General features: G+C 58.1%; 10 protein-coding genes and 2 pseudogenes. 4 read left to right on the top strand and 8 right to left on the bottom strand.

Features of this window, described 5'->3' with window-relative positions:
- Window positions 1–285 precede the first annotated feature (285 nt).
- A complete protein-coding gene (locus ACVWXW_RS01015; RefSeq protein ID WP_457402276.1) occupies window positions 286–2,004 on the top strand; it encodes a transglutaminase domain-containing protein in 1,719 nt (572 codons plus the stop codon).
- Window positions 2,005–2,036: 32 nt separating this feature from the next.
- Window positions 2,037–2,264: a Uma2 family endonuclease gene (locus tag ACVWXW_RS01010; protein WP_457402275.1), complete on the top strand. Its 228-nt coding sequence runs from the start codon at window positions 2,037–2,039 to the stop codon at window positions 2,262–2,264.
- Between the two features lie 339 nt (window positions 2,265–2,603).
- Here ACVWXW_RS01010 and ACVWXW_RS01005 read toward each other — a convergent pair whose 3' ends face one another.
- Both ACVWXW_RS01005 and ACVWXW_RS01000 read right to left on the bottom strand, forming a co-directional pair.
- The gene (locus ACVWXW_RS01005; protein ID WP_011432295.1) at window positions 2,604–3,668 is read right to left on the bottom strand and encodes a Gfo/Idh/MocA family protein; all 1,065 of its coding nucleotides are present in this window, start codon (window positions 3,666–3,668) and stop codon (window positions 2,604–2,606) included.
- Window positions 3,669–3,777: 109 nt separating this feature from the next.
- Complete coding sequence (locus tag ACVWXW_RS01000) at window positions 3,778–5,355, bottom strand: phospholipid carrier-dependent glycosyltransferase (protein WP_457402273.1); 1,578 nt, start codon at window positions 5,353–5,355, stop codon at window positions 3,778–3,780.
- Between the two features lie 212 nt (window positions 5,356–5,567).
- On the opposite strand from ACVWXW_RS01000, the pseudogene ilvB reads away from it, so the two are divergent.
- Window positions 5,568–7,367 (top strand): annotated as a pseudogene (gene ilvB / locus ACVWXW_RS00995) (biosynthetic-type acetolactate synthase large subunit); the annotation flags it as partial.
- A gap of 297 nt (window positions 7,368–7,664) precedes the next feature.
- Here the strand turns inward: ilvB and ACVWXW_RS00990 are convergent.
- The 4 genes from ACVWXW_RS00990 to ACVWXW_RS00975 all read right to left on the bottom strand — a co-directional run bounded on the left by ACVWXW_RS00990 (window position 7,665) and on the right by ACVWXW_RS00975 (window position 12,324).
- Window positions 7,665–9,272 (bottom strand): glycoside hydrolase family 57 protein, encoded by a 1,608-nt coding sequence (locus ACVWXW_RS00990; protein WP_414330234.1) that lies wholly within the window; start codon window positions 9,270–9,272, stop codon window positions 7,665–7,667.
- Window positions 9,273–9,431: 159 nt separating this feature from the next.
- On the bottom strand, window positions 9,432–10,907 hold the full coding sequence (glgA, locus tag ACVWXW_RS00985; RefSeq protein WP_457402271.1) for a glycogen synthase GlgA: 1,476 nt from the start codon (window positions 10,905–10,907) through the stop codon (window positions 9,432–9,434).
- Window positions 10,908–11,452: 545 nt separating this feature from the next.
- Window positions 11,453–11,878: a DUF2996 domain-containing protein gene (locus tag ACVWXW_RS00980; RefSeq protein WP_414330231.1), complete on the bottom strand. Its 426-nt coding sequence runs from the start codon at window positions 11,876–11,878 to the stop codon at window positions 11,453–11,455.
- Between the two features lie 80 nt (window positions 11,879–11,958).
- Window positions 11,959–12,324 carry an NAD(P)H-quinone oxidoreductase subunit M gene (locus ACVWXW_RS00975; protein ID WP_011432289.1) on the bottom strand — a complete coding sequence of 122 codons (366 nt, stop codon included), beginning with the start codon at window positions 12,322–12,324 and terminating at the stop codon, window positions 11,959–11,961.
- Window positions 12,325–12,438: 114 nt separating this feature from the next.
- On the opposite strand from ACVWXW_RS00975, the gene ACVWXW_RS00970 reads away from it, so the two are divergent.
- On the top strand, window positions 12,439–13,527 hold the full coding sequence (locus ACVWXW_RS00970; RefSeq protein WP_457402269.1) for a radical SAM/SPASM domain-containing protein: 1,089 nt from the start codon (window positions 12,439–12,441) through the stop codon (window positions 13,525–13,527).
- Between the two features lie 90 nt (window positions 13,528–13,617).
- Here ACVWXW_RS00970 and ylqF read toward each other — a convergent pair whose 3' ends face one another.
- The gene (gene ylqF, locus ACVWXW_RS00965; protein WP_414343260.1) at window positions 13,618–14,469 is read right to left on the bottom strand and encodes a ribosome biogenesis GTPase YlqF; all 852 of its coding nucleotides are present in this window, start codon (window positions 14,467–14,469) and stop codon (window positions 13,618–13,620) included.
- A gap of 262 nt (window positions 14,470–14,731) precedes the next feature.
- A pseudogene (locus tag ACVWXW_RS00960) lies at window positions 14,732–14,818 on the bottom strand (IS5-like element ISSoc13 family transposase); the annotation flags it as partial.

Here is a 14,818-nt window from a genome sequence, read left to right as displayed (position 1 = left end):
AACATTCTCCAGTCCTGGCAAGACTAGCAGGGATACATCGGTCGAGAAGCCTTGGGTGTGGGGTTGAAAAGAGGCGCATCATAATAATGTTGGACAGTAAATATTGGACAGTCGTACCGCCTTGGTGCAGATCGCGCCAGCATGTCAACTTCATCCATAGGCAAGGAAGCCTTCATGGTTGCCATCCATCCGGCAAATGATCTGGGTGCTCTGAAAAATCTAGGTTCCACGGCAAGAGGATCCCAGCCTGCTTGGTGGCCTCCATCTGGGCGGCAACAGGGAACTGTGGCCCCTCTGCAACCTCTGGGGCTGGTTGCTTTGGAAGGTTTGGCCACCTGGGGAGATCGCCTGTTGGGCTTGGATCGGGTGAGGGGCTATTTGGTGGAAATTCAAGAGCACAACACCCTGCTGCTCAATCCCCATCATGTCCATTCTTTCCAAGGCGCTTACGGTTTGTGGGTAGAGTCAGAAGGGGATCAAGCGTGGATTTGGCTCAGTCGGGAGCAAGAGGGGCAAATCTTGCGCATTCCCATGTCCGCTCTGCAGCAACCGGGATCCCTGGAAGCCTTTCCAGTGTGTAGGTGCCCCTACCCTATCGAAGGGATCGCCCTCTGGAGCGATCCCCACACGGGAAACCGCTACCTCTATGCCACCTGCTACCGACGGGAAAAAATCCTGCAACTGGATCCCAGCCGTGGTCTCATCGTGCAGGAGATGCCTGCCCCTGGGGTTGGCCGAGAACACATTGCGGTGCAGGGAGACTACCTCTGGGTGAGCGATCGGGTGGAAGAGACGATCTATGTGCTGGAGCGCCAGACCGGGCGAGAACTGGCCCGTATCCTCACCCCTTCTCCTGGGCCAACAGGCTTGGCCCATTGGCGGGGGCAACTCTGGGTGGCCTATGCCCACGAAGAAGCCTACATCCACGACAACCCCAACGCTCCAGATCCCTTGTCGGTGGCCCTGCGCGATAAAACCTGGGTGGCCCCCCTACGCCTGCGGCCTTTGGATCCCCCTAGCTCCCCCAACCCCTCTGGCGGCAGTGGAACCGAGGCCGAGGATTCCCCCATTGCCTGTCCGGTAGTTTTTCAGCCCCAGTGTCTGGGGGAACGCGCCACCTACACCCTCTCCCACGGCTATCGGGTGGAGCTGACCTATGTGGAAGAAATTGCCCAAGAAGAGCCGCGCTTCCTGCCCGATTTGGTCTGGCGAATTGCCTTGCCCTGCAACAGCCTTCGCCAACGGGTGCGCAGCCTGCACTGGGTAGGTCTGCCGTTTGAAGTGGAAGAGCAATCTGGCCAACAGGTGGCAGTGTTTTCGCTGGGATCCCTGGGGGCCCATGAGGTGCGCTTGTTTGGCTGGCGGGCGGTGTTGGATCTCTACAGTATCAAGTACTGCATCGATCCGCTGGATGTAGAAGATGCCGTCGTGCCCCCAGACCTACGGGATCGCTACTTGGTGGACGATGACTACCTGGCCATGGACACCTCGATTGTCCGAGAGGCAGCGCGGCGGGCCGTCGGCAGCGAGACCAACTTGCTGCGCAAAATGCTCAATATCCGGGCCTATGTTTACGACAAGCTCTCCTACCGGGTCACCTCTCGCATCGATCCGCCGGATGAGGTTTTGCGGCGTGGCTCCGGTTCTTGTGGCGAATATGTGGGGGTGCTGTTGGCTTTGGCCCGCCTCAATGGAATCCCTTGCCGCACGGTGGGGCGCTACAAATGTCCTCCCCATCCAGAACTGAAAGGGATCCCGCTGTTTCCCCAGTACAACCACGTGTGGATTGAGTTTTATCTGCCCGGCTGGGGTTGGGTGCCGATGGAGTCGAACCCCGACGATCGGGGGGAGCGCCCCTACTCGCAGCGCTACTTCATGGGCCTGCCCTGGACCCATGCCGAGATCGCCAAAGGGATCCCTTTCGAGACGATCAACACCGACCAAGCCTCAATTGGGGAGCTGGCCATTAACCATGTGCAGTTTCGCATCTTAGAAGAAATTTGAAAGGCGAATAGAGTGAGAAAACGGGCCTGAGATTGGCCAACACTGCTCCGGGAGTGATTTTTGCCGAAGATGACGATGTGGCTCCTGATGTGGTGTGGGTAAGCCGCTCTCGACTGAGAACAGCGTTAGGGGCGGATGGCAAACTCCACAGTGCCCCAGAATCGGCGGTAGAAGTGCTGAGCCCTGGAGCTCGCAATATTGGCCAAGATAAGCAAACTAAGCTCAAGCTTTACAGTCGGCTTGGGCTACAGGAGTATTGAGTGGTGGACTGGCAACAGCAACAAGTGGAAGTCTACCGGCGTCAGCAAAGGCAGTTGGTGTTGATCAAAACTTGCTTGGGAAAGATGAATTGGACTCGAATTGGACTCGCCGTTGCTGCCGGGGCTTGCGTGCCCGATTTCACAGCTGTGGATGCCACCTCTTGCCTGAGTCTGGTGGGAGCCCCATTGCTCGCTCGAAAAGCTGCCACCCGAATGGGGAGCTGTCAATAGAGCTGCACTCCGCGGGCGCGAATGTCGCTTTTTCTTCCCCAGCCTGATGCTGGAATGGCTATGGGCCAACAACAGGGCTCTGCCCCCATCTGGGGCTTGCGTTAAAGACTAGGATAGGAGACTACGGCGGGGCTTGGCTTCGCTCCAGGCACATCCATCCAAAGCAATCCGCTCTACCTCCGAGGCCAGCCTCAATGCTTTCAGGGCCTGTTCCCCACCCACAGAAGGTTGGTTGCCCCCCCGCACGCAATTGATGAAGTGCTCCAGTTCGGCATGCAGCTTGTCGATATTGTCGGTGTGGACTTTCTCAATCAAACAATCCCGCTGGTAGGGCATTTGGCCGTAGTCGCTGGTGCTGCCGACGGATCCCTGGCGGTACACCGAGATCTCATTGTGTAGAAAATCTGCTTCTACCAAGGCATTCTTGCAGTGGACGGCAATTTTGCGCACCTTGCGGTGGGTGACCTTGCTGGCAGTGAGGGTGGCGATGGCACCGTTGGCAAAAGTGAGAGTAGCCGTGACGTAGTCCAGGTAGCCCAGCTTGGAGATGCGGTTGCCGCTGGCGGTAATCTGGGTCACGGGAGATGGGATCAGCTCCAGCAATAGGTCGATGTCGTGGATCATCAAGTCGAATACCACCGACACATCGCTGGCGCGGTCGGAATAGGGGCTGAGACGGTGAGCCTCAAAAGCCAGAGGTTCTTCACTTTGCAAGACTTGGCCCAGCTTTTGGAAAACAGGGCTGAAGCGCTCGATGTGCCCCACCTGCAAAATACAATTGCAATCGGCAGCTCGGTTCACCAGCGATTCTGCTTCGCTGATGCTGGCAGCGATGGGCTTTTCGATCAGCACATGTACCCCGGCCTCCAGGCAGGCCATACCCACCTCGTGGTGCAGAACCGTCGGCACGGCAATGGCCACGGCAGCTACATGGGGCAGCAGATCGCGGTAGTCCTCATAGAAATGAACGCGGTGGCGGCTGGCCACATCCAATCCCCGTTCCACGTTGATATCCGCTACCCCCACGACCCGCACATCCTTCATCAGGCTGAAAACGCGGGTGTGGTGCTGGCCCATGTTGCCTACCCCGATCACCCCAACCGGGACAGCTTGCTCTGAATAAGCCAGTGGACGGCGGGGAGAGTTGGCAGAACTCGGGCAAGATCGGGCCATGACGTTTCCACTACCTCCACCACAAGGGTTTCGCGAACCTCGCTCCATCTTTCGGTAACGGAGCGCCGCATTTCACGAAACAAACTTCACAAAGCTTACCATGCCTCCCTTAGATCCAGTTCAAGCCGGGGATGGGCGGCAGGTGCAGCGGGGGCTGTTGGCAGGATTGGGGGCTGAAACAGAACAGCGGCACCGGGCTAGAGCGAAACCACATGCGGGCGTAGAATCCGCTTGGACTGAGGGGCAGGCCAAGCCAAACGGGGAAAAAGAAGACAAAGGACGCCAAAACCAAGGCCACCGCCGTGATGCTCGCCCCGCGCCAAAAGCGGCGATAGCTCTGCCAGCCCAGCAGCACCAACCAAGCCAGGGCTAGGGTGCTAAACGCCAGAGCGCTCATGTAGTGGTAGATAAAAACGCAGCGGCTGACCCTAAACCAAGGCAGGTAATTGGCCGCATAGCCAATCAAAATGAAGGCTTCGAGACCGTGAAAGTGGCGGATCCCTCGCCAGACGAGCACCAAGATGGATCCCGTCCCCAGCCACCACAGCCAAGGATTGCCCACGCCATGAACAGCTTGCCAGAGGTTGCCCTGACTGCTGAAGTAGTAGGCCACGGGGCGGCCCAGAATTGGCCAGGACCAAGCTCCTGCCGAGGCCAAGGGGGTGGTCAGCCAAGGACGCAAAGCCGGGAACCAAGCCACCAGGGATCGCAAGCTGGTGGAGCAGTAGGGGTGAACAGGGGTCTCTTCGTTCACCACCAGGTGGGCTGCCATGTGGCCGCCGTAGATGGATTGGTTGATGAGTACCAGGGATCGGAAATAATTCTGGATGCCCGTCCAGCTCCAATCCAGAGTTAGTCCCTGTTGGGGATTCAGCTGCAGGTGCGGGATCCACTGAATGGCGTAAAAGGCCAGCGGAGCGAGGATGAAGCAGAACGCATAGTGCCACCAGCGCAGATGACGAATCTGGCTCAAAATGCCCAACCGTGGGATCCACTGCGGGCGCAGCCAGACCACCCCCCAGACGAGGATCCCCAACAGAGCAAACATGAAGGCAAACCAGAGGCCATTCCACTTCACCGAAGCTGCCGCCCCCAACAGGATCCCGGAGCAAGCAAAGTGAGCAGCCCGTCGCCAACCTTGGTCTTCTAGACCTCTGAGCAACAGAATGGTCGCTGCCAGCCCAAAGGCTACCAGATACACGTTGATCAGGCCAAAGCGGGATTCCACCAGAAACACCCCATCGGTCAGCAGCAAAACCCCGCTCAACAGAGCAAAGCCCACGTGGTAGGTGAGGCGGTAGGCTAAACCGGTCAGCAACAGAGGGATCAGGGATCCGCAAAAAGCAGTGGCGAAGCGGAATCCCCACTCGTTGCGGCCAAACACCCGAATGCTGAGGGCAATGAAGTACTTTCCCAGGGGGGGATGCACATCGTAAAAAGGCTTGCCATCCAGGTAGTTCTGGGCAAACTCCGGGAAGTACACCTCATCGAACACAGGTGCCGGGAACTCGTCCAGCCGCCACAGGCGCAACCCCAGACCCACCAGAAAGATCCCCAGCGCTCCCCATACCAGCCACTGTCGGGATCCCACAGCGCTGTGCGGGGATCCGAGGATGGGCACAGACAGCAGCAAGCTGCCCTGAGACCGCTCCGGCCCGGGGTCAATGGGGGTTGGCTCTCCAATCATGGATGGGGCACCTTCAACACATCCGGCCAGGATCCCTAGGGATCCCCAGTGTTACTTTAGCCGACCGTGAAAGCCTAAGCGATTCCAAAGCAAACCACTGCTAGACTGTAGAATTGAATACAAAGTTGGCCAACTTCTGGCCACTACCCTGTCTGCGCTGGCGCTCCTGAGAGCGGGCGTTTGACGTTCGGTCATCTCAGTGGGGAGGAGACACCGTGGCGACTGGTGGATATGCGTTGGTGGACAGCCTGCACCGGCATGGGGTGCAACACATCTTTGGCTATCCGGGGGGAGCCATCCTCCCCATCTACGACGAGCTGTACAAAGCCGAGTCTCAGGGGCTGCTCAAACATTACCTGGTACGCCACGAACAAGCGGCTGCCCACGCCGCCGACGGATATGCTCGCGCCACTGGCAAGGTGGGGGTGTGTTTTGCTACCTCTGGCCCAGGGGCGACCAACCTGGTGACGGGCATCGCCAACGCCATGATGGACTCTGTACCCATGGTGGTCATCACTGGGCAGGTACCTCGCCATCTGATTGGCACCGACGGCTTCCAGGAGACGGACATCTTTGGCATCACCCTGCCCATTGTCAAGCACTCCTACGTGGTACGGGATCCGCGCCAAATGTCTCGGATCGTGGCAGAGGCTTTTCACATTGCCGGGACAGGGCGGCCCGGGCCGGTGCTGATCGACATCCCCAAAGATGTGGGCCTGGAAGAGTTTGACTATCAACCCGTCAGCGAGATCAACATCCCCGGCTACAAGCCCACCGTGCGTGGCAACCCACGGCAAATCCACACAGCGGCCAAGCTGATCCTGCAGGCCAAGCGGCCCTTGCTGTATGTGGGAGGTGGGGCGATCATCTCCGGTGCCCACGCCGAAATTGCCGAGCTGGCCCACACCTATCGGATCCCGGTGACCACCACCCTCATGGGCAAAGGGGCTTTCGATGAGAACGATCCCCTGTCGGTGGGGATGCTGGGCATGCACGGCACGGCCTATGCCAACTTCGCCGTCACCGAGTGCGACCTGCTCATTGCGGTGGGGGCCCGCTTTGACGATCGCGTGACCGGCAAGCTAGATGAATTTGCCAAGCACGCCAAAGTCATTCACATCGACATCGACCCAGCCGAGGTGGGCAAAAACCGTGCGCCCGATGTGCCGATTGTAGGAGATGTGCGCACTGTTCTGGTGGAGATGCTGGCTCAACTGAGCAAAATGCCTTCTACTCCAGGCCTAACTCAGGCCTGGCTGGATCGGATCGAGCGCTGGAAGCGGGACTATCCCCTGCAGGTGCCCAGCTACGAAGGCGTGATTGCCCCCCAACAGGTGATCGATGCCTTTCGTCGTCATGCTCCCCACGCCTACTACACCACCGATGTTGGCCAGCATCAGATGTGGGCGGCGCAGTTTCTGCGCAACGGGCCGCGCCAATGGATCTCCAGTTCTGGGCTGGGCACCATGGGCTACGGGTTCCCCGCGGCGATGGGAGTCAAGGTAGCCCTGCCTCACGAAGAAGTCATCTGCATCAGTGGCGATGCCAGCTTCCAGATGAACATGCAAGAGCTGGGCACAGTGGCTCAGTACGGCATTGCCACCAAAGTGGCCATCATCAACAACGGCTGGCAGGGCATGGTGCGGCAGTGGCAGCAGGCCTTCCACGGCGAGCGCTACTCCCACTCGGATATGTCTCCCGGAATGCCGGATTTTGTCAAGCTAGCCGAGGCTTTTGGGGTAAAAGGGATCCGCGTCGATCACCCCGACCAACTGGAAGATGCCATCCAGGAGATCCTCAAGCACGAGGGGCCGGTAGTGGCCGACTTTGTGGTCAAGCGGGATGAAAACTGCTACCCGATGGTGCCTGCCGGCAAAGCTAACTATCAGATGATCGGGCTGCCGGAGAAGCGGCAACTGGAACAAGCCGCCGAGCTGATCTACTGCCCCAATTGCGGCACCAAAAACCCCACCCTGCACAAGTTTTGCGCCGAGTGCGGCACCAAGCTCTAGAACCGACGGCCTGACCATTCGGCTGGGGAAGGCGGGCCCCAGCAGCAGGGAGTCTTCGGGGATATCGGGGCTACTGAACAAGCCAGATTAAAACGCTCCCTGAGCGCTCTGCGAGGCCAACACGAGCGACTCCTGCCCCTTTCCCAAAAGGAGAGGAAGGTTGGGATCAGCGCAACGAACGGAGGATCCCTCCTGCCCTGGGGTAGTTCGATCCCCTCAAGGAGGGTAGCCGGAAACTTCTGCCTCTGGTGTCTCTGGCGGTCGGAAGCAGGCACCCTCCAGACCTGCCCAACCGGCTTAGAGGGGTCGGTAAACCCGGTAGTTGATATTGGGGAAGATGTTGTCCATGTATTCCACCTTGGCCAGCCACTGCTCCTCTTCAGGGGTGGCTTTTTCTCGCCGAAACTGACCCTCTTTGATCTTCTCGTAGAGGTGGTTGAAGCGCAGCAGATGGGACTTGGTGCGGCGCACCGCGTAGGGAACCATCGTCCCCGTGCGCATGATGAAAGCCCAGTCAGACGATTGAGCCAGTAGCAATTCTCGCGCCGCCTGGTTCAAGGCCCGCCATTCTAGGTCATCGGCAGGCTCGCGACGGCTCAGCTCGATCATCCGCTCGGTGGCCTTGTGCAGGTGGGGGTAGATCCAGGCGTTGGTGGGGTTGAGCCAGTACTCGTGGAAGCCGCGCGCCCCCCAACTGGACTGGGCAGGTTTGCACACCTGCTGGGTGGGGTTCTCCCGCAGGTACTCCGCCAGGTGAGTCATGCGGTAGGTGTTTTGGTCGAAGTAGCTCTTGCGGATGAGAAAATCCAAAAACCAAGGGCCCTCGTACCACCAGTGGCCGAACAACTCCGCATCGTAGGGGGCCACCACCAGCGGCGGGCGGCCCATGACGCTGTACAAATATTCGATTTGCCGCTGGCGGTTGAACATAAAGTTGCCCGCATGCTCTGCCGCTTTCTCCCGCGCCCAATAGGGGTCGTAAAGCTGCTTTTGCCCCAGGTCCAGGTTGCGCCCGGTGATGCGGTGGTACTTGATGCCGGTGTTTTTCCGCTGGCCGTTGGGCATGATGTAAGGCTTGATGTACTCGTAGTCGGCCTCATACCCTAGGTCTTTGTAGAACTCGCGGTAAACCGGATCCCCTGGATAGCCCACCTCTGCCGACCACACCTGCTGCGAAGACTCGTGATCCCGCCCGAAAACGGCGACGCCGGTCTCGGTAAAAATGGGGGCGTACATGCCGTAACGAGGCCGGGGCTTGGCGTAGAGAAGACCATGGGCGTCGGTGATCATGTAGCGCAGGCCGGCATCGGCAATCATCCGCTCCAGCCCTTGGTAGTAGGCGCATTCCGGCAGCCAGATCCCCCGCGGCCATTGGCCAAAGTGCTCGTTGTAGTGCTCACAAGCTACAATCAACTGCGCCCAGACTGCCTGCGGGTACATCTGCATCAAGGGCAGGTAGCCGTGGGTAGCCCCACAGGTGATGATCTCCAGGTTGCCGCTGTCTTGAAACTGCTTAAAAGCTCGCACCAGATCCCGGTCGTAGCGCTCCCAGAGATCCCGCACCATGGCAAACTGCTTGATGTAGTGCTCCGCCAGGTAGCGAATGTGGCCGTTGGTGGCGTTTTTGTCGTACTCCAGCTGGGCCAGTTCTTCTAACTTGGTCAAGTAGTGGTCGTAGCGCTCCTGCAGCAAGGGATCCCGCAGCATCGACACCAAGGGCGGCGTCAGGGACATGGTGAAGCGAAAGTCGATGCCATCTCGCTGTAGCCCCTCGAACATGTGCAGCAGCGGCACATAGGTCTCCGTGATGGCTTCGTAGAGCCATTCTTCCTCCAGCACAAAGTCTTGCTCAGGGTGGCGCACAAACGGCAGGTGCGCGTGGAGTACCAAGGCGAGATAACCCATGGCAGCCGGGGATCCTTACAGACAGGGAAAGATAACGGAGCAGACTTACCCTTCTCAGCAGCAAATCTGTAGAGAAGGTTAAGCCCAAGATTGCTACCTATCGTCCAGCATTTCGTCCTTGGGGTCAAGAGCTGGGATCGCTGGGGATCGCTGTTGGGCTCAGCGGTGACGAATGAAGTCGTAGATCTCCAGATACTCCTTGCCAGGATAGTTCCAGGAGTAGTCGTAGCTCATGCCTTGAATCTGCAGTTGACGGAACTGGTCAGGAGCGGTGTACCAAAGGTCGATGGCCCGATCCAGAGCCGACTCCAAAGCAGCTGGATCTGTGTGATAAAAGACGTAGCCGTTGCGTTGCTCGGGCAATTTGTGGGGATCGTAGTCGCGGTCGAAGACGGTATCCACCAGGCCACCCACTCCTCTCACCACCGGAACTGTGCCATACTTCAAGCCAATCATCTGAGTGAGTCCACAGGGTTCGTAGTGGCTGGGCACTACGATGATGTCTGCCCCCGCATAGATAAGGTGGGAAAGTTCTTCGTTAAAGCCCAACTCAATGTGAACATCGGGGTTGTTGTTGAGGTAGCTTTTCTCGTGGGCAAACCAAGCGCCGATCCCTCGCTCCGTAGCGGATCCCAGCAGAACAAATTGGGCATTTTTGAACAGGGAGCGGTAGATGGCATGATGCACCAAATGCACGCCCTTTTGCTCGTCCAATCGCCCGATATAGGCCACGATAGGCTTGTCAACATCCTGCAGTAGCAGCCGATCCCGCAGAGCTTTTTTGTTTTTAGCTTTATTTTCCAGCGTTTGAGCAGTGTAGCGCACGGGGATAAAGCGGTCGATCTCCGGGTTCCAAATGTCGTAATCGATGCCATTCAAAACGCCGCGAAACTTGTGCCGGTGCAAGTAGAGGGTATGGCCAAGTCCATAGCCGTAGTCGCCAAATTGCACCTCCAGCGCGTGATTGGGAGAGACCGTAGTGACAAAGTTGGAAAAAACAATTCCCCCCTTCATAAAGTTGAGAGAAAAGGGGTTGAAGTTATCGCGCAAACGGTCGTAGTGGAAGTAGTAGGGTTCGCGGTTGAGGCCGGTAGCCCAAAGAATCTCTGGGCCGCCAAAGCCTTGGTGTTTGAAGTTGTGAATGGTGTAGCACACCCGCTGATTTGCCATGCCGTGGTACTTGTAAATCTCGAACAGCAGCACCGGTACCAACCCTGTCTGCCAGTCGTGGCAATGGATGATGTCGGGGCGCTTGTTGCTTTGTAGGAGAAACTCTAGAGCCGCCTTGCTGAAAAAAGCAAAACGCATGTTGTCATCCGGGCAGCCGTAATAACACCCGCGATTAAAGAAGTTGTCTCCTGAGTGAGGCTCAATAAAAAAGCAAAGGCGGCCATGCACCCAGCCGCAGTACACCGAGCAGTGAATGGCTCCCCCGTACCAGGGCACCCAGAGATCGCGATAGGCGTCGTGCAAACCCCAGATCTGGTCGTAGCGCATCGTGTCGTACTTGGGCAAAACCAGCTCGACACAGTGGCCCCGCACCTCCAGCTCGCGGCTGAGGCCGTACACCACATCCCCCAGTCCCCCCGCCTTGATAACCGGGGCGCATTCAGACGCAATCTGCACGATGTACATTTCGAGACCTCCCGTAGCACCGCCTTAGCTTTCTTTACAAACGATAATCTTTTTGGCCTCGACAGAACATCCCTCCCAATGGCAAGGGATCCCTGCACTGGGGAACAACCTCTGGGCTGACCGGGTTCGAGCCCCAGCTGCGCCGTTTGCCGGGGAACCTGATCTACGGGAGCAGCCCTCTGGGCAATTATGGGTATTTCGATTCAAACTAGAAACGTTGAATGCACGGGGCTAGAAGGCTTTTCAAGGACTCCGTCCCGCTGGCGCGATCAGTAGCCCAGGCCTCTCACCCTAACCTGAAGCGCGACTATGAACGGCTGATCCCGCTGGGGCGGTACCGTTCTTCGAGCCAAGTGCGCAGCTCATCTTCCGGGAAGGCGGCAGCCAAGGTGCCCGTTCTGGGATCGTGGGCATGCCAAAGAACATGGCCGGATGGATCCTGGCTTTACGGTAACTGCAGCCGGCTGCACCTCCCTTCGTCTCTTGCGAGCAGGCTTACTCTCTCCGGCTAGGGGTAGCCAGGGATCCTTCAAGGTCACGCGAACTCAATACCACTGCTGAGCGTAAAGGCGCTGCACCAAATAAAACACGAATAGGTTGACATCCACGCGCCGCTCGTCGATCATAAAAGACTCGATGGTGCTGGCCGGGGATCCTTCGGTGGTACAGCGGAAGAACTTGCGGCCATTCAAGGATCCCTCAGCAAACAGCACGCTGAACTGCTTCTTGCCTCCTGCAAACGCGCCGACCAGCGTCTTGCCTTCTAGGCGCAGCTCCAGATCGTTGACCCCGCGCTTTTGAAAAGCCGCAATGGCCGCCGGGATCACCTCTTCCGTGATTTGTTGCTCGAAGGGCTTTTCTTCCTTAGCAACTTTTTTCGCAGCGGCTTTGGGGGAATCCTCAGCAGCAGGCTTGGCAGCTTCAGCGGGTTTCTCGGCAGCAGCGGCCTCGGGGGTGGGTTCTCCAGACATGGGGAAACACTCCAACAATCAGATGGGTAAAAGCCTTAGATGCAGAACAATCAAAAACTCTGTCCAGAACCGGCAAAGAGCTAGCCCTTGGGGATATATTGGCCGACAATTTCTTCAGCAGGGATCTGGGGAAAGCCCATGCTGAAGTTGGGGGCACGCCCCTGCAGGTTGTAGGCAATCTCCCCTTGCTTGAGCAGGGATCGGATGAAATGTTCCAGGTCAGACCCAATGCGGCGGATATTGTACTCGGTCAAGTCTCGCCCCCGGTATTCTTCCACCAACTCTTCGAAACGGGCATAGACCTTTTGCAGGGCAGCATCAGTCCAGACCAGCTCGTTGTCCGGATCCACATCGAGGGTAAACAGGTCGTCGCGGGGCACGAAGTTGTTGTCTGCAGTAACTTCACCGGCAAAAATGTGGACGTGGCGAGTGGTGCATTTCAGCATTGCGATGGCTCCGCTCCGGATCTAACCTGATAAACAGCGTATCACTACCTAGCGCTTGTGGGGGATCCGCTATTTGCCCTCGACTTGTTCCGGCCCTCTCTATGTCTGCTGTTAATGTCTGCTGTTATTCCCCAACTGGAACGCCTGCACATAGAGGTGACCAACGTTTGCAACTTTAAGTGCGAGTTTTGTCCAGATGGGATCATGCAACGGCGGCGGGGGCACATGGAGCCCGCTCTGCTGGAGCAGATTTTGGAGGAAGTAGCGGCAACAGGGCTGGCCCGCGTGATGGCTTTTCACCTGATGGGGGAGCCGCTGCTCTACCCATACCTTTTCGAGGGTATTCGCAGGGCCGCTGAGCTTGGCCTTCGCCTGCACCTGACCAGCAACGGCAGCACCTTTGCCCTCTGGCCGGAGCACATTGAAAAGCTGAACCGCAGCCCCTTTGCTAAGCTAACCATTTCCCTGCAAACTCCCGATCCAGTCACCTTCAGCATTCGCAGAGCACCTCCCCGCCTCACGCCGGAGCGCTACTTTGCTGGGATTACCCAATTTCTGCAGGTGCACTTGCGCTCCTCCAGCCCTACGCAGGTGCATCTCAAATTCCTGGATACTAGCCCCCACCCGTTTTTGGTGCCGCATAAGGCTCTTTCGGTGATCGATTCTGCACAGCAGATGCGCGCTCAGCTCTCGGCTTGGGCCAGACGAGCTTTGCAAGGGATCCCGGATGCACCGGCTCTCGATTGGGTAGAAGCCCAGATTGCTACTTACCGACCGGGCCGCTGGCAGCAGATCCGCATCCATCCCCGCTTGGTTTTGGAAACGTTTCCCTTGGACAGTTGGGGCAACGTGGAGACAGACCGGGTAATCCCAGCTCGCTGGGGATACTGCAATGGCGCTTCCGGTCAGGCGGGGATCCTCTACGACGGCACGGTGGTGCCCTGTTGCAAGGACTATGAAGGGCAAATCCCGCTGGGGCAAGTGACGCTGGGGGGATCCCTGGCCGAGATTTTGCGGGGCCAACCGGCCTGTGCGCTGCGGCGGGGGTTCAATCGTCTGCAGGTGAACCATCCCGTTTGCCAGCGCTGTATGGGTGGAGACACTTGCATCAAAGCCTTGGCCAGACAAGTGGGTTCCGTTGTCTACTTCAAGGTGTATCGGCCTTGGAAACAGAGGCTGGATCCCGGTTGGGGACAATTGTAGACAGTTTCGGGAAAAGTCAACGCCCCACAGCAGCGGTTTCCCTGCCCATAGCAACAACGTGACTTTCTTTCGTGATTTCTTCTAAGGGGCTCAAGCCTTGGGAGGGAGTTCCAAGGCCAGCGGCCCCAGCAAGCCCTTGCGGTAGTCGTTGAGAACTTGCCGTGCCGCCCGCTGGGGATCCCCTTGATACCGCCGCTCGGCCAACTCCTGCACTGCGGCACCACCGGGAGGGATCGGATCCGGCCAACCGTAGCGCTTTTGCAAGAGAGATCCGGCTTGGGGCTGCACCCTCAGCACTTGATCCAAAAAGTGGGCCGCCACCCGTTCGGGATCGTAGGCCGCTTCGCCGATGTCATCGCAGATGGCCAATAGAGAGGCCGCCTGTTGATCCGGCAGAGAGGGCGGTAGGATGCCCGGCGAGTCCAACAGATCCAACTCTCCCCCCAGCCGCACCCACCGCAGTTGCCGCGTCACCCCAGGACGTGCTGCGCTCTCAGCTGCCCGCCGCCCCAACAGTCGATTCAGCAAAGCAGATTTGCCCACATTGGGAAAGCCCACCACCACCGCCCGAACGGCCCGCGGTCGCATTCCCCGCTGTTGACGCCGCATATTGACCGATTGCCCCAGTTGCAAGACCGCCTGCTTGAGGCGATTCACCCCTTCTCCTGAGCGGCCATTGGTGGGATAGACAGGGATCCCTTGCCGTAAAAAATACTCCTGCCAAGCTTTCAGATCCCCAGCCTCAATGCAGTCCGCCCTGTTCAGAGCCAGGAGGCGAGGTTTTTCCCCCAGCCACCGGCCCAGCTCAGGATGACGACTGGCCAACGGGATCCGCGCATCCAACACCTCGATGACTGCATCCACCCGCTGCAACTCTTCCCGCAACTGGCCAATTGCCTTGGCAATATGGCCGGGATACCACTGGATGGCCGGAGAACTCATGCCGCCAGAACCCTAGAAGTGGACAGCAGAAATCAACAGTGGGATCCAATCTAGCCCGATTCCCCAAAAGAGGCTCGACCTGCCGGCTGAAGTAGCCAATAATACAACGTGAGTGCCGCTGGGATCCCTTTCCTGGGCAACCTAATGTTTAACCAACGGGGGTGCGGGGGCAACAAGCCCCGCGCTCTACCCGCAGGGTTAGCGTCGGGATACATGGATCCCTGCATGCTATACCATTATCTTTTTAGGTTGTGTTGATCTTTCATTTGAGCCAAAAGAGAGCACTGACGAGATAGAGAAAACTCAAGAAGTTCCTGGCCAATTTGTCAAAACGAGAACATAGATGCCG

The sequence above is a fragment of the Thermostichus sp. MS-CIW-30 genome (genome assembly GCF_054058015.1).
Note: the sequence above shows the minus strand (reverse complement) of the source record. Positions and strands in the feature narration are given on the sequence as shown.